This is a genomic window from Arenibacterium sp. CAU 1754 (assembly GCF_054482635.1).
Genome location: NZ_JBTLRG010000003.1, coordinates 129,643 through 151,644, shown reverse-complemented (window position 1 = coordinate 151,644; position 22,002 = coordinate 129,643). Strand labels below are relative to the sequence as shown.

Below are 22,002 nucleotides of genomic sequence, written 5' to 3'. Positions count from 1 at the left end.
CCCGACAGCAAGGCCAGTGACAGGAATATTATGACGGATTGGAATTCAGAGATCGTTGCAGCAGCGGCGCGGATCAACGACCACGTGGTGAAAACCCCGGTGTTTTCCGTGCAGGGGTTCGGCCTGTCCCATCCGGTCGAGATGAAGCTGGAGCAGATGCAGCACACCGGCACGTTCAAGGCGCGCGGTGCCTTCAACACGCTGTTGTCCAGCGATGTGCCTGCGGCCGGGGTCGTGGCCGCCAGCGGCGGGAATCATGGCGCGGCGGCGGCTTTTGCCGCGCGCAGCCTGGGATACAAGGCGCATATCTTTGTGCCGGAAATGGCGGGCGCCTCCAAGATCGCGCTGATCCGCGACACCGGGGCCGAGCTGAGCGTGGTGCCCGGTGAATATGCCAACGCATTGGAGCAGGCCCAGGCGCATGAGGCCAGGACCGGCGCGATGCAGATCCATGCCTATGACGCGGTTGGCACCGTGGCGGGCCAAGGCACCTGCATGCGCGAATGGGAACAGCAGGGATTACAGGCCGATACGGTCCTGATCGCGGTTGGTGGCGGCGGGTTGATCGCCGGGGCCATGGGCTGGCTGCAGGGCGCGCGCAAGGTTGTCGCGGTCGAACCTGAAACATCCTGCGCGCTGAATGCGGCTCTGGCAGCGGGCGAACCCGTGGATGTCGAGGTTTCGGGCGTGGCCGCCAATGCGCTGGGCGCGCGGCGCATTGGGTCGATCTGTTTCGATCTGGCGGTTCAGACCGGGGCGCAATCGGTTCTGGTCAGCGATCAGGCGATTACCGCCGCGCAACACGCCCTGTGGCGCGAACGGCGGCAATTGGTGGAACCGGCAGGTGCCACGGCGCTGGCGGCGCTGATGTCGGGCGCCTATCGCCCTGCGCCGGGCGAAAAAGTCGCCGTTCTGGTCTGCGGCGCCAATATCGCGCCTGATCCTTTCCTGTAGCTGGCCGAAAGGGCGCATTGTGCGCCCGTTGACCTGCCGCTATAGGGCTTTGCAACTTATTCTGACAGTTCAGGGAGCGCAGACATGTCCAACGCCCAGCTAGAAACCGCAATTGAATCCGCGTGGGAAGCCCGCGATACCATCACACCCGAAACCACCGGTGAAACCCGCGAGGCCATCAAAGACACACTGAATGCGCTGGACAGCGGCAAACTGCGCGTGGCCGAGAAACAGGCCGATGGCAGCTGGCACGTGAACCAGTGGGCGAAAAAGGCCGTTTTGCTGGGCTTTCGCATCAAGGACATGGAACAGCAGGAAGGCGGCCCGCAGGGCAGCGGCTGGTGGGACAAGGTCGACAGCAAGTTCAAAGGCTGGGGCGACAACCAGTGGAAGGCCGCCGGGTTCCGCGCCGTTCCCAACTGTGTCGTGCGCAAATCGGCCTTCATCGCGCCGGGCGTGGTGCTGATGCCGTCTTTCGTGAACCTTGGTGCTTACGTCGACGAGGGCACGATGGTCGACACATGGGCCACCGTGGGAAGCTGCGCGCAGATCGGCAAGAACGTGCACCTGTCCGGCGGTGTTGGAATCGGCGGCGTGCTGGAACCGATGCAGGCAGGTCCGACCATCATCGAAGACAACTGTTTCATCGGCGCGCGCTCCGAAGTGGTCGAAGGCTGCATCGTGCGTGAAGGGTCGGTTCTGGGCATGGGTGTGTTCATCGGCCAGTCGACCAAGATCGTCGATCGTGAAACCGGCGAAGTGATGTATGGCGAAGTGCCGCCCTATTCGGTCGTCGTGGCCGGGTCGATGCCGTCCAAGAACAACGTCAGCCTGTATTGCGCCGTGATCGTGAAGCGCGTTGACGAAAGAACCCGGTCCAAAACCGGTATCAACGAATTGCTGCGCGACTGATCCTGTCGCCAGGCTAAAAAGGGGCGGTGCGCCGATGCGCCCGCCCCCGATGGACCCAAGCAGTCCCGCGTCAGTTCCTCTGACCGAACCACCGCTGTGTAATATCCGCATAAGCGCCGCTTTCGCGCAGGCTGAGCAGGCTGCGGTTGATCTGTTCGCGCAGCGGGCTGCCCGCCGCAAGTGCGATGCCGTAATCTTCGGGGCGGAACACCCGTTCAAGCAGGCGCACCTTGCCCAGACCTTCGGTCGCCGCATAGTGGGACAAGATCGGACCGTCAAACACCACCGCATCCAGTTCGCCGTCGGCAATAGCGGCCAGCAACTGGTCGAGCCGGTCATAGGTCGTGTGGCCGATTTCGCGTTTTTCCAGATAGGCATTCGCCGTCGACCCGGATGTGGTCGCAACCCTGCGCCCGTCCAGATCGCTGATGTTCTGGATCGAACCGGAAATCGCCTCGACCGTGAGGGATGCGGTGATATGGGCCACAAAGACCGACAGCAGGAACAGGCTGGAGATGACCATCGTCACGCTCAGCAGGCGGCCGGGGATTGAGCGGGGCATGCGTTCCTCGAATCCGCCATTCACCACAAGGTTCAGCGCCCACCAGAACGCGGGAAACATCGCATCGTCCACCGGGCGGTCGAAATAGGGCTGCTTGTGGCGTTCGAACAGCCACATCAGCATGCCGGCTCCGAACAGCATGGCAAAGGCCGCCACGAACAGGATCAACAGTTCGCGGTCGAACAGGGCGCGCATCAGGCTGCTGCCACCTTCGTCCATCGGCACCATGATCTGCAGACCGCTTTCATAGATCGGCAGGGAGAAATCCATCTCGGCCTCGCGGTCGGCGGTGATCGAGATATTGGCGGCAGCTCCATCGACCTCTCCGGCCATGACAGCGCCCAGCATTTCGGGGAAACTCTCGGTCATCGTGAAATTGATTTCACGTCCCAGATTGTCCGCAACGGCGCGCATCACGTCGATAGTGAACCCGGTCAATTCGCCTTTTTCTCGAAATGCGAACGGCGGGCGTTCGATTGTAGCAAAGGTCAGCGGTTCATTTTGTGCCACGGCGGAACCTGCAAATGGCACAGCAAATAGCAGGACCGCCAGAACGTGGCAGATCAGTCGGTTCATCGTTGAATTTATCCCCAAAGTCTTAGGGGTCTTTTCTACCGTGGGATGTGGGACAATCCAAGCGGATAAGCAAAAGGGGCTTGTCAGCCGGGAAAGGTTCTGCGAACCAGCCGGCATGGTAAAAACCAAGAAACAGCATGCCGTTTACACCCTGTTGGTGCAGATCGGCCGCAAGCAAGGCGACGGCCTGCCCAAAGGCGCCACCGGCGCGGCGCTGATGTGTTTCGCGTCCGGCGTGGACGAGGCCGAAGCCGTGCGTGAAACGGTCGCTGTTCTGAAACAGGCCGACACCGCACCATTGGACGTCACGGGCTATGGCTCACTCGAAGAACGCGAAGCGCAGGGCCATGAGATCGACGATGAAGAACGTGCCCTCATGCTGCGTGCGATGGAAGAAAACGCCGTCATCGTTGCGCAAATGACGCCGTTTTTCGGTGAGGGGCCGGACGAAACCGTCTGACGTCTCAGGCGACGCGATGTTCGCCCAGCACGTTCGCTTCGAATGCTTTCAGCATCGGATACATGGAATGGCCATGTTCGGGCAGGCGGCTCCGTTCAAGATGGGCCAGGATGCTGGCGCGCAGCCGGTCGGGTTTGCGGCGCAGACGTCCGATATAGAAACTTTCCGCTGCGGTTCCGGCGGTGTCCATCGCCTCGTGATTGGGCAACAGAAGCTGGCAATATCGAATGAACCGTGTCTTTCGTTCGGGCGCATAGGATGCCCCGTCGCTGACATGCGCGGCCTGCAGCAGAACGGCCTCGCGTCCGAACAGGTATTCGACTTCGGACCCGCGTAGCACCAGACGCTGGGTGCGCGCGACGGTGATATCCTGTTTCAGCCCGAAATAGGGGGCGCGCAGGCACACGGGCGCAAAGCTGCCCAGGGCAGGAACGGTACGCGCCAGATTACAGAGCACGGGCACGCCTTCGCCTTCGGGCGTGATGACAATGTCCCCCCGGCGCAGATCGCCGGCGGCACGGTACCCATAGGGCGTTGCGATGGGGGTTTCGGGCGCCAGCGAGGGCACGGGACCCACCGGCTCGATCCCGGAAGAACACGCCATGTAGATCACTTCGGGCGCAAAGAACCGGTTTTCGCCGGGTTGCATCATCGCGACCAGATCGCGCAGGCGAAAGGGTTTGGGATTATCGATCGGCAATATGTCGAACTTGGCATGACCGGGCCGCTCCAGCGTCAGCCGCGCCCGACGGCTGGGCGCATCCCAGCAATAGGTCAGCCGCAGTGAGTCCGAGCGCCCGCCTTCGGAACAGCTGAACAGGCGGTGGGTCACGTCGCCCCCCTGATCCAGGATCAGGGTCAATCCGCCGCTGGGCAGGGCCTGAACCGACACCAGCAGCGGCCAGTCGCCACCCTGATTGTAAAAGAACAGCATTTTGGGGCGGATCAGGACCGGCAGCCGCATTTCGATGACAATCGTACCGCGCGTCATCAATGCGTCTGGGTCTGTCACTCTGGTCCCGGGGTCTGCCGGATCGTCCGGCGCCGTGAACCAGTTTTCGTCGTGATCTGAAACCGCAAACCAGCTCATCTTGGGGTCTCGGCGAAAACGCCGCCCTGCGCTGGACATGGGTTGTCGTGCTGTGCTTGTGCCGTTGCCATGCGGGCGCCTCACGTCTTTTTTGCAAGGCATGGCATGCGGTGCGGGGTTTACCCCGTCATGCAACTGTAACCGCGCTGTTTGCGCGGGGGTGGCCACGGCCTGTGTGTGTGGCCTTACTGCTGGATGCCCTGCCTCGGGTCATTATTATGCTCAATTGCTAGCACGGGGAATCCCCGGCTGTTAAGCACAATTGCACCCAAGGGGGTTGGCATCGCGTCCTTTTCGTCACAAGTCTGGCGCAACCGGGCCGCCGCTGGCCCGCCGCCACGCCAGGAGACATGAGACATGCCCGACACCGACGCCGCCCGTTTGACCGCAGACCTGGTTCGCTGCCCATCGGTCACGCCCGAAGAGGGGGGCGCGCTGACCCTGTTGGAACGCGTGCTGAGCGAGGCGGGGTTCGAATGCACCCGCGCCGACCGCGGCGGGGTCAGCAACCTGTTCGCGCGGTGGGGCGCCAAAGGGCACGCGCGCAGTTTCGGGTTCAACGGTCACACTGATGTGGTGCCCGTCGGGGATGAGGCCGCGTGGACCATGCCGCCCTTTGGGGCCGAGGAAAAAGGCGGTGTGATGTACGGACGCGGCACCACCGACATGAAATCGGGCGTGGCCGCCTTTGCCGCCGCCGCCATTGATTTCGTGCGCGATACGCCCCCCGACGGGGCGATCATTTTGACCATCACCGGGGATGAGGAAGGCGATGCGCTGGACGGGACCACCGCATTGCTTGACTACATGGATCAGGCGGGCGAGGCGATGTCGGTCTGTCTGGTGGGCGAACCCACCTGCCCCCAGACCATGGGCGACATGATGAAGATCGGGCGGCGCGGCTCGATGACCGCGTTTTTCACCGTGGTCGGAACACAGGGACATTCGGCCTATCCGCACCGGGCGAACAACCCGCTGCCGGCGATGGCGCGACTGATGGATCGGTTGGCGTCACATACGCTCGACGACGGGACGGACCATTTTGATGCGTCCACTCTGGCCGTGGTTACGATAGACACGGGAAATCCGGCAACCAACGTCATTCCGGCCGAATGCCGCTCGACAGTGAACATCCGGTTCAACGACACCCATTCCGGCGCCAGCCTGACCGAATGGTTGCAGGGCGAGGTGGACAAGGTCGCCGAAGACTTCGGTGTTGCCATCGACATGCGTGTCAAAATCTCGGGCGAAAGTTTCCTGACCCCGCCCGGCGAATTATCTGATCTGGTCGCTGCGGCGGTCGAGGCCGAAACCGGCCTGAAACCTGTTCTGTCTACCAGCGGTGGCACGTCAGACGCGCGGTTCGTCAAGGACCATTGCCCGGTGGTTGAATTCGGCCTGGTTGGCCAAAGCATGCACAAGGTGGATGAGCATGTTGAGGTCGCACATATCCACCAGCTGAAAGCGATCTATCAGCGTATCCTGACCGATTACTTTGCCTGAGCGGGCCGATGCGCCCCACCCTGATTGTCATGGTGAAAGAACCGCGCCCGGGACGGGTGAAAACACGGCTGGGCCGGGACATTGGACTGGTGGCTGCCGCCTGGTGGTTTCGCCATCAAACCCGCGCCCTTTTGCGCCGGGTACGTGACCCCCGGTGGGACATCGTTCTGGCGGTTTCGCCCGATTATCAGGGTCTAAACAGCCGAATCTGGCCCTCGGACCTGCGCCGCATCGCGCAGGGGCGCGGCGATCTGGGGCATCGCATGGGGCGGGTCATGAACGCGGCCGGGACCGGACCGGTCTGCGTGATCGGTGCGGATATTCCTGCGATCACACGCGCGCATATCGCCCGCGCCTTTCGCGCGCTGGGTGACCATGATGCGGTGTTTGGTCCGGCCCCGGACGGCGGCTATTGGCTGGTCGGGGTGAAATCGGCCCGCAGGGCGCGACCGGGCATGTTCGGACCGGTCCGATGGTCAACCGAACATGCGCTGACCGATAGCATGGCGGCGCTGAAAGACAGGCGGGTCGCGTTGGTCGATTGCCTGAACGATGTGGACACCGCCGCAGACCTGCGATGAAACGCGCGTTTTTCCCGATGACGGCGCAGACGGTCCGTGTTACGCCACGGACATGAGCCGTATTCCCACGAAGGCCGAAATTCTCGACTGGATTTCAGCCAACCCGACCCTCAATTCCAAGCGCGACATCGCCAAGGCCTTTGGCATCAAAGGCGCGGCGCGGATCGACCTCAAGCGGATGCTGAAAGAGCTGGAAGCCGAGGGCCATCTGGAAAAGCGCAAGCGCAGTTACCGCGACCCCGACCGGTTGCCGCCCGTCAGCGTTTTGCAGGTCAAGGCGCCCGATGCGGATGGTGATCTGTTTGCCCGGCCTCTCGAATGGCATGGCGAAGGGGTGGAGCCGATCATCCTGATCATCCCGCGCGCCTCTGACCCGGCGCTGGGCGAAGGCGACCGCATTCTGGCCCGCCTGACCGTGGTCAAGGAAGAGGACCACAATTACGAGGCCAGGCTGATCCGGCGCATCGGCACCAACCCCCTGAAAATCCTGGGCGTGTTCCGGCAAGGGGCCGAAGGCGGGCGGATTATGCCCATCGACAAAGCCGGGATGAATGAATGGACAGTGGCATCCGATGCCACCATGGGGGCCAAGGACGGTGAACTGGTCGAGGCCGAACAGGCCGGGCCAAAATCGCGCATGGGTCTGCCCCGGGCGCGGGTCGTGTCACGGTTGGGCGATCCAAGCGCGCCGCGCGCCGTTTCGCTGATCGCGATCCATCAGCACGGCATCCCCGATCATTTTTCGGATTCCGCCATCGCCGAGGCCGACAGCGTCAAACCCGTGGGTCTGGGCCAGCGCGAAGATTTGCGCGACATGCCGCTGCTGACGATCGATCCGGCGGATGCGCGCGACCATGATGATGCCTGTTACGCGCATGCGGATGACGACCCCAAGAATGTCGGCGGCCATGTGATCTGGGTCGCGATTGCGGATGTAGCGACCTATGTCACGCCGGGGTCCGCACTGGACCGCGAGGCGCGCAAGCGGGGCAATTCCACCTATTTCCCGGACCGCGTGGTGCCGATGCTGCCCGACCGGCTGTCGGGTGATCTGTGTTCCCTGCACGAAGGCGTGCCGCGCGCCTGTCTTGCCGTGCGCATGCAGATTGACGCCCAGGGCCACAAGGTCGGCCACAAATTCGTGCGCGGGATGATGCGTTCGGTCGCGTCGCTGCATTATGATGAGGTGCAGCAGGCGGTCGACGGCACCCCGAATGACCGCACCGAACCCTTGTTAGAGCCTGTTTTGCGCCCGCTTTATGCCGCGTACAAGGCCCTTCACAGTGCGCGTGAGGTGCGTCAGCCGCTGGAACTGGACCTGCCCGAACGCAAGATCGAACTGGATGACGATGGCACCGTCACCTCGGTCAAATTCCGCGACCGACTGGATGCCCATCGTCTGATCGAAGAATTCATGATCCTGGCAAATGTCTGTGCGGCGGAAACCCTGATTGCCAAACGGTCGCCTCTCCTGTTCCGGGTGCACGAAGAACCGTCGCCCGAAAAGCTGGAGAGCCTGCGGGAAACCGCGCAATCGGCAGGGTTCAACCTGGCCAAGGGGCAGGTTCTGCAAACCCGGCATCTGAACCAGTTGCTGAACCAGGCGGCCGGAACCGAGGTTTCGGAACTGATCAACCTGTCGACCCTGCGGTCGATGACACAGGCCTATTACAGTCCTGAAAATTTCGGCCATTTCGGTCTGGCGCTGGCGCATTACGCGCATTTCACCTCGCCCATCCGGCGGTATGCCGACCTAATCGTGCACCGGGCGCTGATTTCAGCGCATGGCTGGGGCAAGGACGGGCTGAGCCCCGAGGAAATGGACAAGCTGGAGACCACGGCACAGCATATTTCGGACACCGAACGCCGGTCGATGATGGCGGAACGGGACACCACCGACCGGTATCTGGCCGCCTATCTGAGCGAACGGGTCGGCAATGAATTCACCGGTCGGATCAGCGGGATCGCGCGGTTTGGTGTCTTTGTGAAGCTGGACGAAACAGGCGCTGATGGCCTGGTGCCGGTCCGCACTTTGGGGCGGGAATACTTCCACTTTGACAATCAGGCCGGAACGCTGATGGGGTCGGACAGCGGATTGCTGATCAGCATCGGTCAGCGCGTCACCGTGCGACTGGCCGAGGCGACGCCGGTCACCGGCGGTCTGGAACTGGAATTGCTGACGCTGGACGGCAAGGCCATGTCCCGCGGCCAAAGCCCGGCGGGCCGCAGTCCGCGCCGCAAGGTGTCAAAGTCCAAGCGCAAAAGCGACAAGGTCAAGCGCAAGGTGGCGCGCAAACGTCGCTAAGCTGCGGCTTGTGATAGGTCAGCGCACGGGTGATCAGCCAGCCGTGGCGCAGGGGATCGATCTCATTCGGGTGATCGAACAGAACGGCGCGGGTGCCGTCGATCTTGTCCCATACTGGAAATGTCTGGGTGAACTCGGCAATCACGCTGGTCTGGCAGTGCACGAACAATGCAAAACGCATCGTTTTTGGCACACCTAACCGCAGGGTCGTGCCAGATTTGGTCTTCGGGGTCAGATAGGCCGGTTGCCCCCAGCGCAGGGTTTCTTCGATCGGCCCGACGTCCGGCAACCGGTCGGCTGTTTCAAAGATCAGATCGCGCAGCGTCAAAAGCCCGACGCGCGCCAGCGGATCGGGCAGGTTAAAGGCCGTTTCGACCTGTGGGCTGCCAAAGGGCCGGGTCATGGCAAAGGCACCATTTTCAATACGCGGTCAATATAACCGCAAAGCTGTCTGTTTTGCGAGAACCGCGCATTCCTTGGGCCAGGAACTGTGACTGTTCTACATGGATCGCTCGACCGTGCTGGTGGCTTGGTGTCAGCTGCGCAAGGTTACCCGGGTGTTCCGATTGGACCGCATTGACCATCACCGGTCAAAGTTTTCGCCCCAACCGGGTGCCGGTGCTGGGTGCAGCGTTGCATCGGTTCCGGGAGGACGGGGCCACATTGGCAAAGGCCCGCAAATCCGCCGACGGAGAGGACGGAACGCTTTTGCAAACAAGGGATCCGCGCTAATCTGTCGGCGAGCAGAAAAACAGGATCAAAAAAATGCGTGTTTGGGTTAGTGCCTCGGTAGTGGCCACCTTATTTGCAGGCAGTGCATGTGCCGAAGCCGTGGATCGGTCGGCGCGTCCATCGATAAAACCCGTAACCTCGCCCGAGGCGGTGCAACTGGTCGCCGCACCATTGGCCCGGTCATTGCGCCCGACGGCGCGTTCGGTGACGGCAAAGCCCGAGGTTATTGAGGTGACAGCGGACAGCAAACGGTTTGACAGTTGGTTGGCCAACTTCAGGTCCACGGCAATGTCGCACGGGTTGCGCCCGGATGTTCTGGACCGCGCGTTCCGGAGCGTGACCTATGATGCCGACGTGATCCGGCGCGACCGCAATCAATCGGAGTTCACCAAGACGATCTGGGAATACCTGGACAGCGCGGCCTCGGACACCCGCATCGCCAACGGCAAGGCGGCACTGGCCAAGCATGAGACCAAGCTGAACGCGATCGAGGCCAAATACGGTGTCGAAAAAGAGGTCGTGCTTGCGATCTGGGGGCTGGAAAGCGCCTATGGCGCGTTCCGGGGCAACAACAACGTGATCCGGTCGCTGGCGACATTGTCCTTTGACGCCCGCCGGACCGGGTTTTTCGAAGGTCAGTTGATCGCCGCGCTCAAAATTCTGCAAAACGGCGATGTAAGTCCTGAGAACATGACAGGTAGCTGGGCCGGGGCGATGGGCCATACCCAGTTCATGCCGACCTCGTATCAGGCCTATGCCGTGGATTTCACTGGCGATGGCAAGCGTGACATCTGGTCGGAGGATCCCAGCGATGCACTGGCCTCGACCGCGGCGTATCTCAAGAACTTTGGCTGGACCACGGGGCAGCCATGGGGCGTCGAAGTGCGGCTGCCCAAGGGGTTCGACTACACGCTGGCAAAACGCAGCACAAAGAAATCGCCGGATGACTGGGCGCGGATGGGCGTGGTGGCGCCTGGCGGGCGGGCGGTGCCCAACCACGGGCAGGCGTCGATCCTGTTGCCGGCAGGCGGTCAGGGCGCGGCGTTCATGATCTTTGACAATTTCGCGGTGATCGAACGGTACAACACGGCGGATGCCTATGTGATCGGGGTTGGTCACCTGAGCGACCGCATCGCCGGTGGCGGCCCGATCAAGGCCGACTGGCCGCGCGGCGACCGGGCGCTGACCTATAAGGAACGGCAGGAATTGCAGCGCCTTTTGACGGCACGCGGGTTTGATACCCAGGGCGTCGATGGCAAGATCGGGCCTCTGACCATTGCCGCTGTGCGCGCGTTCCAGGTCAACAAGGGATTGTTGCCCGACGGATACCCGTCGCTGACGCTTTTGCAGAAATTACGCTGAGGCGCACCCGCCCCGGTGGGGCGGGCGGTTTCGCTTAGCCGGGGCTCATCCCGCGCAGCCGTTCGGAGCGGCGGCGCAGCATTTCGACCACGGTCAGCAGCGCGATCGAGATCACCACAAGGATGGTTGCCACGGCCAGGATCGTCGGGCTGATCTGTTCGCGCAGGCCGGTGAACATCTGCCAGGGCAGGGTTTTCTGACCGGCCGAGCCGACGAACAGAACCACGACCACCTCGTCAAACGACGTGATGAAGGCGAACAGGCCGCCTGAGATGACACCCGGCAGGATCAGCGGCATCTGCACCCGGAAAAACGTGGTGACCGGGTCCGCGCCCATGTTCGCCGCCGCACGTGTCAGCGAGCGGTCAAAGCCGACAAGGGTGGCCGTCACGGTGATGATCACGAACGGAATGCCCAGCGCGGCATGCGCCAGGATCACGCCGAAATAGGTGCCTTGCAGGCCGATGCGCGAATAAAAGAAATACATCCCCGCCGCCGAGATGATCAGCGGTACGATCATCGGCGAAATCAGGATCGCCATGATGGCCCGGCGGAACGGCACGTGCGGCTGTGACAGGCCGATGGCCGCCAGTGTGCCAAAGCCCACCGAAAGGATCGTCGCGAAGGGGGCGATGATCACCGAATTCTTCAGCGCATTCTGCCAATCGGAATTGGTAAGGAAGTCGCGATAGTGCTTGAGCGAGTATCCCTCGGGATCAAAGCGGAGCATTTCCGGCGTGAAGGTAAAGAAATCCTCAGCATTGAAGCTGAGCGGCATGACCACAAGGATCGGGGTGATCAGGAATACGAAAATCGCGCCGCAGATGACCCGGAACGTAAAGTGCCAAAGCACCTGCCCCGGTGTGAGGTAGGGCGCGAGGCGCGCGCGATAGCGCCCCTCGTAGAGCCAGAAGGTGAACCAGCCAAGGAACCAGCCGAACAGGCCGCCAATGACGGCGGCGGGCAGACCGCCCATCAGATACCCGGCGATGATCATGCCGATCAGAACGACCCAGCGTGTCGCCGACTCGTTCTTCACCAGTTGGGTAATGACATATGCCACCGCGGCAAACAGGATTGCGCCGGCCGCGGCGCCGATAAAGCCACTGCCCTGAGCGGTGCCCACGAACAGCCCGGCAACGGCGCCAGCGGCGGCCACGACGGGCACGTAGAATGAAACGGGTGTGCGTGAGATCGGTGTAAGTGCAGCCATGTTCTCAGCCCCCCAGTTTCACGTTGTCGATGCCCACGATCCGGTCATAGGCCCAATAGAGCAGCAGGACGACCACCAGAAGGATGGTGCCCAGTGCCGCCGCGAGCCCCCAGTTCAGCGAGGACGAGATGTGATAGGCGATCCGGTTCGAAATGAAGGTACCGGTGGTGCCGCCGACGATTTCGGGCGTGATGTAGTAGCCGATCGACAGGATGAAGACGAGGATCGACCCCGCGCCGATGCCCGGCACCGATTGTGGGAAATAGACTCGCCAGAACGCGGTCCAGTTGGTGGCGCCCAGCGATTTGGCTGCGCGCAGATAGGTCTGTGGGATCGTCTGCATCACCGAATACATCGGCAGGATCATGAACGGCAGCAAGATGTGGGTCATGGCCACGATTGTGCCAAACTGGTTGTTGATCATGATCAGCCGTGCGTCATCGCCCACAAGGCCCAGCCAGACAAGGACATCGTTTATCACCCCCTGTTGCTGCAACATCACCTTCCAGGCCGAGGTTCGCACCAGAAGCGAGGTCCAGAACGGCAGCAGCACCAGGATCATCAACAGGTTCGCGGTGCGGGCCGGAAGGTTGGCGAGGATCCACGCCACCGGATAGCCCAGCAAGATACAGCTGATCGTGATGACCATGGACATGAACATCGTCCGTTTGAACAGCGTGAAGTAGATTTGCTGATTTTCGGGGCGGGCCTCGGGGCCTTCGGGGCCCTTTTGCATGTCGACGGCGTTCAGGAAATAGCCGTTTGTGAAACTGGGCGAATAAGTCTGCATCGTGCGCCAGATTTCCGGTTCGCCCCAATTCTTGTCGATCTTGATGAACGCCTCTTTAAAGGGCGCGTCGGTTTCAAGATCCATCCTTTTGACCTTGCGCCCCGATTTGCGGAACAGCGACGACGCGCCGGTCATTTCATAATTCAGTCGCGAGCCAAGCCGCGTGTGCGTTTTCTCTTCGACGGCGATCTTCATGTCGGCGGCCAGCGCGGCAAAGACTTCCTCGCCCGGGGCCTCATCTGATGTGGCATCCCAGTCGGCCAGCGCCACGACGGTTTTTGGCAGGGTTTCGCGGACAATTTCGTTTTCAACCGACCGGAAAAGCATGTCGGCGATGGGGGCGATAAAGGTGACCAGAACAAAGATCAGAAGCGGCGCGATCAGCATCAGGGCCCGCATCTTCTGCATGCGCAGCGCGCGGGCGAGACTTCTTTTCAGCGGTGTTCCGTCTGCGGCCAGAACCGGGCCGTTTGTGGTTGTATCGGTCATCGCGTCCCCACGGTTTTATTCTTGATCGGCGTCCAGCGCCGTTTCAGGTCGGGTTCCCCGCAAAGCGGAGAACCCAGGGGTGGGATCAGACCCACCGGATCAGTGGCTTACTTGGCCAGCCAAGCCTGGAATTTCGCGTCGATGTCGTCGCGATAGTCAGCCCAGAACTCGTAGTTGTAGAGGAACGTGTTCTTGGCGTTTTCCGGATCGGTCGGCATGTGCGGCGCCATATCGATACCCAGTTCGGCGTGCTGTCCAACCAGCGGTGCGGACGAAGCACGTGCCGGACCGTAGGAGATGTATTTCGCCTGATCGGCCAGACGCTGGGTGTCGGTCGCGAACATGATGTAGTCCAGTGCGCGTGCCTGACGTTCGGGCGACAGACCCGCCGGGATGATCCAGCCATCAAGGTCAAAGATCTGCGCGTCCCACAGCATGGCAACAGGCTGCTTCTGCTCTTCGATCACGCTGAACAGACGACCGTTATAGGTCGACCCCATGACGATTTCGCCATCGGCCAGCAACTGGGGCGTGTCCGCACCGGCCGACCACCAGATCACGTCGTCCTTGATGGTGTCGAGCTTGGCCAGCGCCTGTTCCTGACCTTCTTCGGTGGCCAGAACGTCATAGATTCCGTCCTTGGGAACGCCGTCACACAGCAGGGCCCATTCCATGTTGTTGATCGGGCGCTTTTCCAGCGCGCGCTTGCCCGGATACATTTCGGTGTCGAATACGGCGCAGACCGATGTCGGCGGAGTGTCGCCAACCATGTCGGTACGATAGCCGAACGTGGTCGAATAGACGATTTGCGGGATAAAGCATTCGCTCACCAGCAGGTCGCCAAAGTCTTCCGAGGCTTTGGTGCCGTCGGGCGCGTCGGCAAGTTGCGTATCCGGGTCGATTTCCATCGCCAGGCCTTCGTCGCACAGGCGGATGGCGTCGGATGCGACAACGTCAACAACGTCCCATGTGACGTTGCCGGCTTCGTTCATCGCGCGCAGTTTCGCCACGGCTTCGGCCGAGGATTCATCGTTGATGATCTTGACGCCGGTCTTTTCCGAATAGGGGTTATGATAGGCGTTCTGCTGGCTCGACGAATAGGCGCCGCCCCAGCTGACGATTGTCATTTCATTGGCCATGTGGCCGTCTGCATTGGCAACACCTGCTGCCAGTGTCAGCGCCGTTGTCGCCATGAGGGTTTTGGTCAGTTTCATAAAACTCAGTCTCCCAGAGTTTGCCCGGATTTATTGAAGGGCGGGGCCGCGCAGCGGGCAGTCATCCGCGCCCCGTATTAAATCGCACCATGCGGATGGTGCGATATCTTGGTCCGCTACGCGTCGAGCGCGCGGCAATCCTCGGGCAACCAGCCGATTTCGATCTGGGTGCCGGGTGTAAGACGCTCCACATCGGGGGCGTTACGGGTTTTGATGATGAATTCATCGTTCCCGGCGACGCGCAGACGGGTGCGGAAAATGTCGCCCATGTAGATGAATTCAAGAACCTCGGCCTTGAGCGTATGCACGCCCTCTTGCAGACGTTCCTTGTTGTATTCGACGCGTTCAGGGCGGATCGAAACGCGGGTGCGTTCGCCCGGCTTGCTGACATTGACCGGTTTGCAGTCGATCAGGCCACCGTCGTCCAACTGTACCAGCGCGGTACCGCCCTTGATCTCTTTTACCACACCTTCGAGTGTGTTGTTCTCGCCGATGAACTGCGCGACAAAGCTGTTTTCCGGGGCTTCGTACAACAGATCTGGCGGCGCCAGCTGTTGAATGCGGCCATCGTCGAACACCGCAACGCGGTCGGACATGGTCAGCGCCTCGGTCTGGTCGTGGGTCACGTAGACCACGGTGATTCCCAGGTTATCGGCAATGCGTTTGATTTCGAACTGCATATGTTCGCGCAATTGCTTGTCCAGCGCCCCCAGCGGTTCGTCCATCAACACCAACTCGGCCTCGAACACGAGGGCACGGGCCAGCGCGATCCGTTGTTGCTGTCCGCCAGAGAGCTGTGCAGGACGGCGACCGCCGAAATCGCCCATCTGAACCATGTCCAGCGCGCGCTTTACCTTGGCTTCACGCTCGGACTTGCCAATCTTTCGCACCTCAAGTGGAAAGCTGAGGTTTTCGGCCACGGTCATGTGCGGGAACAAGGCATAGTTCTGAAACACCATGCCGATGCCACGTTTGTGGGGCGGGATATTGTTGATCGACACCCCGTCCAGGCGGATATCGCCATGGGTGGCCGTTTCAAACCCGGCCAGCATCATCAGGCAGGTGGTTTTGCCAGACCCTGACGGCCCCAGCATTGTCAGAAACTCGCCCTTCGGCATCGACAGGTTCAAGTCTTTCACGACGAGGTTCTCGCCGTCGTAACTTTTCTGGACGCGTTCGAATTCGACAAACGCGTCAGCGTTTTCCAGGTCGGACAAAATGGCTCCCCTTGGGTTTCCGCAGTATTCTCTGCGTTTTCATGGCGGATTGTAAACACACCCGTGGGTTAGGTTGCAACCAAGTCGACAATTTTGATCCCAAAACCGTCACAATAGGGGTCTGAACGGGAACAAAGCGCTCTCCCGCGGCGATTTAGCATTAAAGTGTCGGTTTTCGAGGCGAAATTGTAAGTTTCAGAACGTGAACTGATCAGAAATTTCAGGAGCTTTCCGTATGCCGCCGACCGATCTGCCCTTTTCCCAGGATGAATATGATTCCCGACTCAACCGGACGCGGGACGCAATGGCCGAACATGGTCTGGATGCGTTGTTCGTCACCGACCCGTCCAACCAGGCGTGGCTGACCGGGTATGACGGGTGGTCCTTTTATGTGCATCAGGGGGTGATCGTTCTGCCCGACGCCGATCCGATCTGGTGGGGCCGCAATCAGGACACCAATGGCGGGCTGCGCACGGTCTGGATGGGGTCGGACCGGGTGCGCGGCTATGCCGACTATTTCGTGCAGTCGACAGAACGCCACCCGATGCAGGATCTCGCTGCGCATTTGGCGGATTTGGGCGTTCAAACCGGGCGCATCGGCGTCGAGATGGATAATTACTATTTCTCGGCCAAGGCAATGGAGGTTCTGCGCACCTCCCTGCCGCAGGTGACATGGGGGGATGCAACGGCGCTGGTGAACTGGCAGCGTGCGGTGAAATCCGACGCCGAAATCGCGTTCATGCGCAAGGCGGCCGCGATTTCCGAAAAGATCGTCGATGGCGTGCTGGACCGTGTCGAGCCCGGCGTCCCCAAGAATGAAATCGTCGCCGAAATCCTGCGCGACGGGGTGCGCGGCGCGAACGGAAACTGGGGCGACTACGCGGCGATTGTTCCGCTGCTCCCCTCGGGCAGCGACGCAGCCGCGCCGCATCTCACCTGGGATGGCCGGCCCTTTGCCACGGGCGAAGCGACGTTTTTCGAAATCTCGGGATGCTACCGGCGCTATCACGCGCCGTTCTGCCGGACCGTCTTTCTGGGGGAGCCGCCCGACTACCTGAAACGGGCCGAGGCCGCGTTGATCGAAGGTCTCGAAGCAGGGCTGGAAGCCGCCCGCGCCGGAAACCGCGCCTGTGACATTGCAAATGCGCTGGCCGCCCCACTGGAACGGGCCGGAATCGAACGCGGGGCGCGCTGTGGCTACCCCATCGGGCTCAGCTATCCGCCGGACTGGGGTGAGCGCACCATTTCCCTGCGCGCCGAGGATGAAACCGTGTTGGAACCCGGCATGACATTCCACTTCATGCCTGGCCTCTGGATGAAGGACTGGGGACTTGAGATCACCGAAAGCATCCTGATCCGGCCCGACGGCGCCGCAGAAACCCTGTGTGACCGGCCCCGCAAGCTGTTCGTAAAGAAATGACCGATTCGCTGGGCGAAACCATTGATCTGATGGAGCGGCTGGTGGGCTATCCCACCGTGTCGGCCGACAGCAACCTCGACATGATCGCGGCGCTGGCCACGCGGCTTGAGGACAGCGGCGCGCGGGTCGATGTCTTTTCCGACGCCAGCGGGACAAAGGCCAATCTGTTCGCCACGCTGGGCCCTGATCGCGATGGCGGGCTTGTCCTTTCGGGCCATACGGATGTGGTGCCGGTCGCGGATCAGGACTGGACCAGCGATCCCTTTGCGCTGACCGCACGCGATGACCGTCTGGTCGGGCGCGGCACCTGCGACATGAAAGGGTTCATAGCGGCCGCGACGGTCATGGCGGACAGGTTCGATGCCGCCGCCCTGCGCCGCCCGCTCCATTTCGCCTTCACCTATGACGAAGAGGTGGGATGCCTCGGCGCGCGCGCCCTTGTGCCCGAATTGCAAAAGCGCGGGATCAGGCCCGCAATGGCGATCATCGGGGAACCCACCGAAATGCGCGTGATCGAAGGGCACAAGGGGTGTTGCGAATATACCGTGCGCTTTACCGGCCTCGAAGGGCATGGATCGGCGCCCGACCGTGGCGTGAACGCGGCGGAATACGCAGTGCGCTACGTGACCCGCCTGATGAAACTGCGCGGCGACCTGATCGCCCGCGCGCCCCAAAACGGCCGGTTCCAACCGCCCTGGACCACGATCAACATCGGCGCAATCCACGGCGGCGTGGCCCATAACGTCATCGCCGGCAAGGCCGAGGTCGAATGGGAAATGCGCCCGGTTCAGGTCGGAGATGCGGAGTTCGTCAAAACCGCGGTTGCCGATTACGTGACCGGCGATCTGCTTCCGGCCATGCGCGCGGTGCATCCCGGTTCGGATATCGTGACCGAGGTCATTGGCGAGGTCGCAGGTCTTGACGTGATGGACGAAAACGCCGCCCGTGATCTGGTTGCCGGGTTGCTGGGCGCGAACGGTGCCGACGTGGTGCCCTTCGGAACCGAGGCGGGCCTGTTTCAGGAAATGGGCATGTCCGTCGTCGTCTGTGGCCCCGGCTCCATCGATCAGGCCCACAAACCGGATGAATTCATCCGGTTGGATCAGCTCGACAGTTGTCTCGACATGCTTGCGCGTCTTGCACCGTCCCTGCAGCAGAACCCGCTCTCCTAGGACGCGCGCTTCTTCATCTTGCCAGGAAAACTCCGGGGGAGGCGCCCGGCAGGGCGGCGGGGGCAGAGCCCCTTTTCACGCCGCCTGCATCAGCCCCTGTTTTTTCAGTTCGGCGTGGCATTCATTCAGGGCCGTGATGGCCCGTCCGATCAAAAGGTCGATCTCGTCGGGCTGGATCACCAGTGGCGGCGAAATGATCATCCGGTCGCCCACGTGGCGCATGATCAACCCGTTGGCAAAGCAGCGTTCCCGGCAGATATACCCGACGGTGCCTGCTTCGGAGGCGAATTTGGCGCGGCTCGATTTGTCCGGCGTCAGCGCGAGCGAGGCCATCATGCCGCAAATGCGAGCGTCCCCGACCAAAGGATGATCGCCCAGCGACTCCCACTTCTGTTTCAGATAGGGGGCGGCCGTGCGCTGGACGTGCCCGATCACATCCTCTTCCTCAAGGATGCGCAGGTTCTCCAGGGCCACGGCGGCGGCCACGGGATGGCCGGAATAAGTATAGCCGTGGTTGAACTCGACACTGTCGATCACTTCGGCCACCTGATCGGACACGACCGACCCGCCGATGGGCTGGTACCCTGACGACAGGCCCTTGGCGATGGTCATGATGTCGGGGCGGATGTTCAGGGTCTGGCTGCCGAACCAGTTGCCGGTCCGGCCAAATCCGCAGATCACCTCATCCGCGATGAGCAGGATGTCATGGGCATCGCAAATGCGCTGGATTTCGGGCCAATAGCTGTCGGGCGGGATGATCACACCCCCCGCGCCCTGGATGGGTTCGGCGATAAATGCGGCGACGCGGTCTTCGCCCAGATCGTGGATCGCCTGTTCCAGCTCGCGCGCGCAGGCAAGGCCGAAGTCTTCCGCGGTCTGATCGCCGCCTTCGGCCCACCAGTGGGGCTGATTGATGTGATGCACGTCCGGAATCGGCAACCCGCCCTGCGCATGCATCGCGGTCATGCCACCCAGGCTGCCGCTGCCGACAGATGACCCGTGATAGGCATTCTTGCGGCTGATGATTATGGATTTCGTCGGTTTGCCCATCGCCGCCCAATAGGTGCGCACCATGCGGATATTGGTGTCATTCGCCTCGGACCCGGACCCGGCAAAGAAGGTGTGGTTCAGATCCCCCGGCGCCAGTTCAGCCAGTTTTGTCGCCAGCGCGATGGCGGGCACATGGGTGGTCTGGAAAAACGTGTTGTAAAAGGGCAGTTCGCGCATCTGGCGCGCGGCCACCTCGGCCAGTTCTTCGCGCCCGTATCCGATGTTCACGCACCACAGCCCGGCCATGGCATCGAGGATCTCGACCCCCTCGCTGTCGGTCAGGTACACGCCCTTGGCCCGCGTGATGACACGGGCGCCGCGCCCGGCCAGTTCACGGCCATTGGTAAAGGGGTGCATGTGATGGGCGGCGTCCAGGGACTGAAGCTCGGCCGTGGGCATATGGTTGGTGATTGCAGGCATCGGACCACTCTGATGTCAGGGATATCCGCAGAATATGATCAAATTTTTCGCTGTCAATCGAATCAAGTCTCAGGCTCCAGAACGGCGGCGATCTGATCCATGCCCTGATCAATGTCCAGCGTCATGGCGGTGGCTGCGGCTCCGGCATCGCCCTGCCGCAGGGCGCGCAGCAAGTCCTTGTGCCGGTCAGGCAGGTTCTGGGTGCCAAAGCGGCCACAGACCACGCGCAGAGAGGGCCCGAACCGCAGCCACAACCGGTCGGCCAGGTCCGCCATGATCGGGGCGTTTGCCTGATCGTAAAGCGCCTTGTGAAACCGGTAGTTCAACGCCAGATACTGCGCGACATCGCCGGCCGTGATGGCGCTATCCAGATCGGCATCGATTTTCTCAAGCTCGGCCAGAATCATCGGGGAAACACGGCTGGCTGCGCGGCGCGTCAGTTCGTATTCCACTGTTTTTCTTACGTAAACCAGTTGTTCCAGATCATGTACCGTCAGGGCCGGAACGCTGACGCGCCGGTTGCCCTGAAACATCAGGGCTCCGTCCGAGATCAGCCGGCGGATCGCCTCGCGCACAGGGGTGATGCCGGCGTCCAACACTTGCGCCAGCCCCTGAATGGTGACCGGCTGTCCGGGTGCCATTTCACCAAACAGGATCCGGGCACGCAATTCCTGATAAACCTGCTCATGCGCCGGGGACCGGGCCTGCCTCTGGGCGGGATCTGCTGCTGATTTTTTGATCATATTCATCGGCTTTTCTCCCCGGCTCAACAACGCCACTTGCGTCGTGCTGCGCTGCGTGGAAACATACAGATCATTGCCGGGGATGGCAAAACTTGATCAAATCCGGGTCGCCGAAAGAAACTCGGAGCCCTTTGGGAGAAACTCATGAAAATCAAAACTCTCGCACTCGCGACTGCGTTGGCAGCAATTGGTGCCGCGGCATCGGCCGAGGAAGTCCGCGTTTACAACTGGTCGGACTATATCGACGAAGAACTGCTGGCCAAGTTCGAGGAACAGACAGGCATCGACCTGATCTATGATGTGTTCGACAGCAACGAATTGCTGGAAACGAAAATGCTGGCCGGTGGGTCGGGCTATGATGTGGTTGTGCCGACAGGCACCTTTCTGCAGCGTCAGATCACGGCAGGATCGTTCCAGAAACTGGACACCAGCAAGCTGTCCAATATCGGCAATGTCTGGGACACGGTTGCAGAACGCACAGCCCAATACGATCCCGGAAACGCCTATTCGATCAACTACATGTGGGGCACCACCGGAATTGGCGTGAACGTGGGCAAGGTGACCGAAATTCTGGGCGAGGACGCCCCGGTTGACAGTCTGTCCCTGGTCTTTGATCCGGCCAATATGGAAAAGCTCGCAGAATGCGGTGTCTATTTCCTGGACGCCCCGGCCGAAATGATCCCGGCGGCGCTGAAATACATCGGTGAAGACCCCAACAGCCACGACCCCGAGGTGATCGGCAAGGCCGAAGAGGTTTTTGCCCAGGTGCGCCCCTATATCAAGAAATTCCACAGCTCGGAGTATATCAACGCGCTGGCCAACGGGGACATTTGCGTCGCGATGGGCTGGTCCGGTGACGTTCTTCAGGCGCGCGACCGCGCTGCCGAGGCCGAAAACGGAATCGAAGTGGCCTATAACGCGCCCAAGGAAGGCGCGCAGATGTGGTTCGACCAGATGGCCATTCCTGTCGATGCGCCGAACCCCGAAGGGGCGCACAAATTCCTGAACTTCATTCTGGAAGCGGAAAACATGGCCGCGGCGTCGAACTATGTCTTCTATGCCAACGGTAACAAGGCCGCACAGGAGTTTCTGAACGAGGATGTGATCGGCGATCCGGCAGTGTACCCGTCCGAGGAAACCATGAACAATCTCTATACCACCACGCCCTATGACTCCAAGGTGCAGCGGGTCGTGACCCGTCTGTGGACTAAGATCAAGTCGGGCACCTGATCCGACT

The 22,002-nt window shown here is 61.4% G+C and carries 20 protein-coding genes; 11 read left to right on the top strand and 9 right to left on the bottom strand.

Features of this window, described 5'->3' with window-relative positions; genetic code table 11:
- Window positions 1-30 precede the first annotated feature (30 nt).
- On the top strand, window positions 31-954 hold the full coding sequence (locus ACXYMO_RS13430; RefSeq protein WP_458879227.1) for a threonine/serine dehydratase: 924 nt from the start codon (window positions 31-33) through the stop codon (window positions 952-954).
- A gap of 84 nt (window positions 955-1,038) precedes the next feature.
- Entirely contained in the window at window positions 1,039-1,866 is an 828-nt protein-coding gene (dapD, locus tag ACXYMO_RS13425) for a 2,3,4,5-tetrahydropyridine-2,6-dicarboxylate N-succinyltransferase (RefSeq protein WP_458879226.1), read from the top strand.
- Window positions 1,867-1,936: 70 nt separating this feature from the next.
- On the opposite strand, the gene ACXYMO_RS13420 is transcribed toward dapD, so the two are convergent.
- Window positions 1,937-3,004, bottom strand: a complete 1,068-nt coding sequence (locus ACXYMO_RS13420) for a transporter substrate-binding domain-containing protein (protein ID WP_458879225.1) — start codon at window positions 3,002-3,004, stop codon at window positions 1,937-1,939.
- Window positions 3,005-3,119: 115 nt separating this feature from the next.
- Here ACXYMO_RS13420 and ACXYMO_RS13415 point away from each other — a divergent pair, with 115 nt between their 5' ends.
- Window positions 3,120-3,464 carry a hypothetical protein gene (locus ACXYMO_RS13415; RefSeq protein WP_458879224.1) on the top strand — a complete coding sequence of 115 codons (345 nt, stop codon included), beginning with the start codon at window positions 3,120-3,122 and terminating at the stop codon, window positions 3,462-3,464.
- 4 nt (window positions 3,465-3,468) lie between these two features.
- Here the strand turns inward: ACXYMO_RS13415 and ACXYMO_RS13410 are convergent, their stop codons facing one another.
- Window positions 3,469-4,554, bottom strand: coding sequence for a Hint domain-containing protein (locus ACXYMO_RS13410; RefSeq protein ID WP_458879223.1), 1,086 nt, complete (start codon window positions 4,552-4,554; stop codon window positions 3,469-3,471).
- A 357-nt stretch (window positions 4,555-4,911) separates the two neighbouring features.
- Between ACXYMO_RS13410 and dapE the strand changes: the two genes are divergently transcribed.
- The 3 genes from dapE to rnr are packed head-to-tail and all read left to right on the top strand — an operon-like array spanning window position 4,912 to window position 8,943.
- Window positions 4,912-6,057, top strand: coding sequence for a succinyl-diaminopimelate desuccinylase (gene dapE, locus ACXYMO_RS13405; protein WP_458879222.1), 1,146 nt, complete (start codon window positions 4,912-4,914; stop codon window positions 6,055-6,057).
- An 8-nt stretch (window positions 6,058-6,065) separates the two neighbouring features.
- The gene (locus ACXYMO_RS13400) at window positions 6,066-6,638 is read left to right on the top strand and encodes a TIGR04282 family arsenosugar biosynthesis glycosyltransferase (protein ID WP_458879221.1); all 573 of its coding nucleotides are present in this window, start codon (window positions 6,066-6,068) and stop codon (window positions 6,636-6,638) included.
- 52 nt (window positions 6,639-6,690) lie between these two features.
- The gene (gene rnr, locus ACXYMO_RS13395; RefSeq protein ID WP_458879220.1) at window positions 6,691-8,943 is read left to right on the top strand and encodes a ribonuclease R; all 2,253 of its coding nucleotides are present in this window, start codon (window positions 6,691-6,693) and stop codon (window positions 8,941-8,943) included.
- On the opposite strand, the gene ACXYMO_RS13390 is transcribed toward rnr, so the two are convergent.
- Window positions 8,912-9,346, bottom strand: a complete 435-nt coding sequence (locus ACXYMO_RS13390) for a DUF1801 domain-containing protein (protein WP_458879219.1) — start codon at window positions 9,344-9,346, stop codon at window positions 8,912-8,914. The two genes, rnr and ACXYMO_RS13390, sit on opposite strands and share 32 nt — an antisense overlap.
- 100 nt (window positions 9,347-9,446) lie before the next feature.
- Here ACXYMO_RS13390 and ACXYMO_RS13385 point away from each other — a divergent pair, with 100 nt between their 5' ends.
- Both ACXYMO_RS13385 and ACXYMO_RS13380 read left to right on the top strand, forming a co-directional pair.
- Entirely contained in the window at window positions 9,447-9,725 is a 279-nt protein-coding gene (locus ACXYMO_RS13385) for a WYL domain-containing protein (RefSeq protein ID WP_458879218.1), read from the top strand.
- Window positions 9,709-11,037: a lytic murein transglycosylase gene (locus ACXYMO_RS13380; RefSeq protein ID WP_458879217.1), complete on the top strand. Its 1,329-nt coding sequence runs from the start codon at window positions 9,709-9,711 to the stop codon at window positions 11,035-11,037. Before ACXYMO_RS13385 ends, ACXYMO_RS13380 begins: the two co-directional genes overlap by 17 nt.
- A 34-nt stretch (window positions 11,038-11,071) precedes the next feature.
- On the opposite strand, the gene ACXYMO_RS13375 is transcribed toward ACXYMO_RS13380, so the two are convergent.
- The 4 genes from ACXYMO_RS13375 to ACXYMO_RS13360 all read right to left on the bottom strand — a co-directional run bounded on the left by ACXYMO_RS13375 (window position 11,072) and on the right by ACXYMO_RS13360 (window position 15,951).
- Window positions 11,072-12,250 carry an ABC transporter permease gene (locus ACXYMO_RS13375; RefSeq protein ID WP_458879216.1) on the bottom strand — a complete coding sequence of 393 codons (1,179 nt, stop codon included), beginning with the start codon at window positions 12,248-12,250 and terminating at the stop codon, window positions 11,072-11,074.
- A gap of 4 nt (window positions 12,251-12,254) precedes the next feature.
- Window positions 12,255-13,529 (bottom strand): ABC transporter permease, encoded by a 1,275-nt coding sequence (locus ACXYMO_RS13370; protein ID WP_458879215.1) that lies wholly within the window; start codon window positions 13,527-13,529, stop codon window positions 12,255-12,257.
- A 107-nt stretch (window positions 13,530-13,636) separates the two neighbouring features.
- Window positions 13,637-14,743, bottom strand: a complete 1,107-nt coding sequence (locus ACXYMO_RS13365; protein WP_458879214.1) for an extracellular solute-binding protein — start codon at window positions 14,741-14,743, stop codon at window positions 13,637-13,639.
- Window positions 14,744-14,859: 116 nt separating this feature from the next.
- Window positions 14,860-15,951: an ABC transporter ATP-binding protein gene (locus ACXYMO_RS13360; RefSeq protein ID WP_458879474.1), complete on the bottom strand. Its 1,092-nt coding sequence runs from the start codon at window positions 15,949-15,951 to the stop codon at window positions 14,860-14,862.
- A 244-nt stretch (window positions 15,952-16,195) separates the two neighbouring features.
- On the opposite strand from ACXYMO_RS13360, the gene ACXYMO_RS13355 reads away from it, so the two are divergent.
- Window positions 16,196-17,380, top strand: a complete 1,185-nt coding sequence (locus ACXYMO_RS13355; protein WP_458879213.1) for a M24 family metallopeptidase — start codon at window positions 16,196-16,198, stop codon at window positions 17,378-17,380.
- Window positions 17,377-18,552: an acetylornithine deacetylase gene (argE, locus tag ACXYMO_RS13350; RefSeq protein WP_458879212.1), complete on the top strand. Its 1,176-nt coding sequence runs from the start codon at window positions 17,377-17,379 to the stop codon at window positions 18,550-18,552. The genes ACXYMO_RS13355 and argE overlap by 4 nt, the downstream gene beginning before the upstream one ends.
- A gap of 75 nt (window positions 18,553-18,627) precedes the next feature.
- Here argE and ACXYMO_RS13345 read toward each other — a convergent pair whose 3' ends face one another.
- The gene (locus ACXYMO_RS13345) at window positions 18,628-20,022 is read right to left on the bottom strand and encodes an aspartate aminotransferase family protein (protein WP_458879211.1); all 1,395 of its coding nucleotides are present in this window, start codon (window positions 20,020-20,022) and stop codon (window positions 18,628-18,630) included.
- A 62-nt stretch (window positions 20,023-20,084) separates the two neighbouring features.
- Window positions 20,085-20,771 (bottom strand): GntR family transcriptional regulator, encoded by a 687-nt coding sequence (locus ACXYMO_RS13340; protein ID WP_458879210.1) that lies wholly within the window; start codon window positions 20,769-20,771, stop codon window positions 20,085-20,087.
- A 138-nt stretch (window positions 20,772-20,909) separates the two neighbouring features.
- On the opposite strand from ACXYMO_RS13340, the gene ACXYMO_RS13335 reads away from it, so the two are divergent.
- Entirely contained in the window at window positions 20,910-21,995 is a 1,086-nt protein-coding gene (locus tag ACXYMO_RS13335) for a polyamine ABC transporter substrate-binding protein (RefSeq protein ID WP_458879209.1), read from the top strand.
- Window positions 21,996-22,002: the final 7 nt, after the last annotated feature.

What these genes read in the sequence shown, in the direction of transcription:
- ACXYMO_RS13355 (WP_458879213.1), top strand. Translation starts at nt 16,196, where the DNA reads ATGCCGCCGACCGATCTGCCCTTTTCCCAGGATGAATATGATTCCCGA.
- ACXYMO_RS13370 (WP_458879215.1), bottom strand. Translation starts at nt 13,529, where the DNA reads ATGACCGATACAACCACAAACGGCCCGGTTCTGGCCGCAGACGGAACA.
- dapE (WP_458879222.1), top strand. Translation starts at nt 4,912, where the DNA reads ATGCCCGACACCGACGCCGCCCGTTTGACCGCAGACCTGGTTCGCTGC.
- argE (WP_458879212.1), top strand. Translation starts at nt 17,377, where the DNA reads ATGACCGATTCGCTGGGCGAAACCATTGATCTGATGGAGCGGCTGGTG.
- ACXYMO_RS13430 (WP_458879227.1), top strand. Translation starts at nt 31, where the DNA reads ATGACGGATTGGAATTCAGAGATCGTTGCAGCAGCGGCGCGGATCAAC.
- ACXYMO_RS13365 (WP_458879214.1), bottom strand. Translation starts at nt 14,743, where the DNA reads ATGAAACTGACCAAAACCCTCATGGCGACAACGGCGCTGACACTGGCA.
- ACXYMO_RS13400 (WP_458879221.1), top strand. Translation starts at nt 6,066, where the DNA reads ATGCGCCCCACCCTGATTGTCATGGTGAAAGAACCGCGCCCGGGACGG.
- ACXYMO_RS13380 (WP_458879217.1), top strand. Translation starts at nt 9,709, where the DNA reads ATGCGTGTTTGGGTTAGTGCCTCGGTAGTGGCCACCTTATTTGCAGGC.
- ACXYMO_RS13410 (WP_458879223.1), bottom strand. Translation starts at nt 4,554, where the DNA reads ATGAGCTGGTTTGCGGTTTCAGATCACGACGAAAACTGGTTCACGGCG.
- ACXYMO_RS13385 (WP_458879218.1), top strand. Translation starts at nt 9,447, where the DNA reads ATGGATCGCTCGACCGTGCTGGTGGCTTGGTGTCAGCTGCGCAAGGTT.
- ACXYMO_RS13345 (WP_458879211.1), bottom strand. Translation starts at nt 20,022, where the DNA reads ATGCCTGCAATCACCAACCATATGCCCACGGCCGAGCTTCAGTCCCTG.
- rnr (WP_458879220.1), top strand. Translation starts at nt 6,691, where the DNA reads ATGAGCCGTATTCCCACGAAGGCCGAAATTCTCGACTGGATTTCAGCC.
- ACXYMO_RS13340 (WP_458879210.1), bottom strand. Translation starts at nt 20,771, where the DNA reads ATGAATATGATCAAAAAATCAGCAGCAGATCCCGCCCAGAGGCAGGCC.
- ACXYMO_RS13390 (WP_458879219.1), bottom strand. Translation starts at nt 9,346, where the DNA reads ATGACCCGGCCCTTTGGCAGCCCACAGGTCGAAACGGCCTTTAACCTG.
- ACXYMO_RS13415 (WP_458879224.1), top strand. Translation starts at nt 3,120, where the DNA reads ATGGTAAAAACCAAGAAACAGCATGCCGTTTACACCCTGTTGGTGCAG.
- ACXYMO_RS13335 (WP_458879209.1), top strand. Translation starts at nt 20,910, where the DNA reads ATGAAAATCAAAACTCTCGCACTCGCGACTGCGTTGGCAGCAATTGGT.
- ACXYMO_RS13375 (WP_458879216.1), bottom strand. Translation starts at nt 12,250, where the DNA reads ATGGCTGCACTTACACCGATCTCACGCACACCCGTTTCATTCTACGTG.
- dapD (WP_458879226.1), top strand. Translation starts at nt 1,039, where the DNA reads ATGTCCAACGCCCAGCTAGAAACCGCAATTGAATCCGCGTGGGAAGCC.
- ACXYMO_RS13420 (WP_458879225.1), bottom strand. Translation starts at nt 3,004, where the DNA reads ATGAACCGACTGATCTGCCACGTTCTGGCGGTCCTGCTATTTGCTGTG.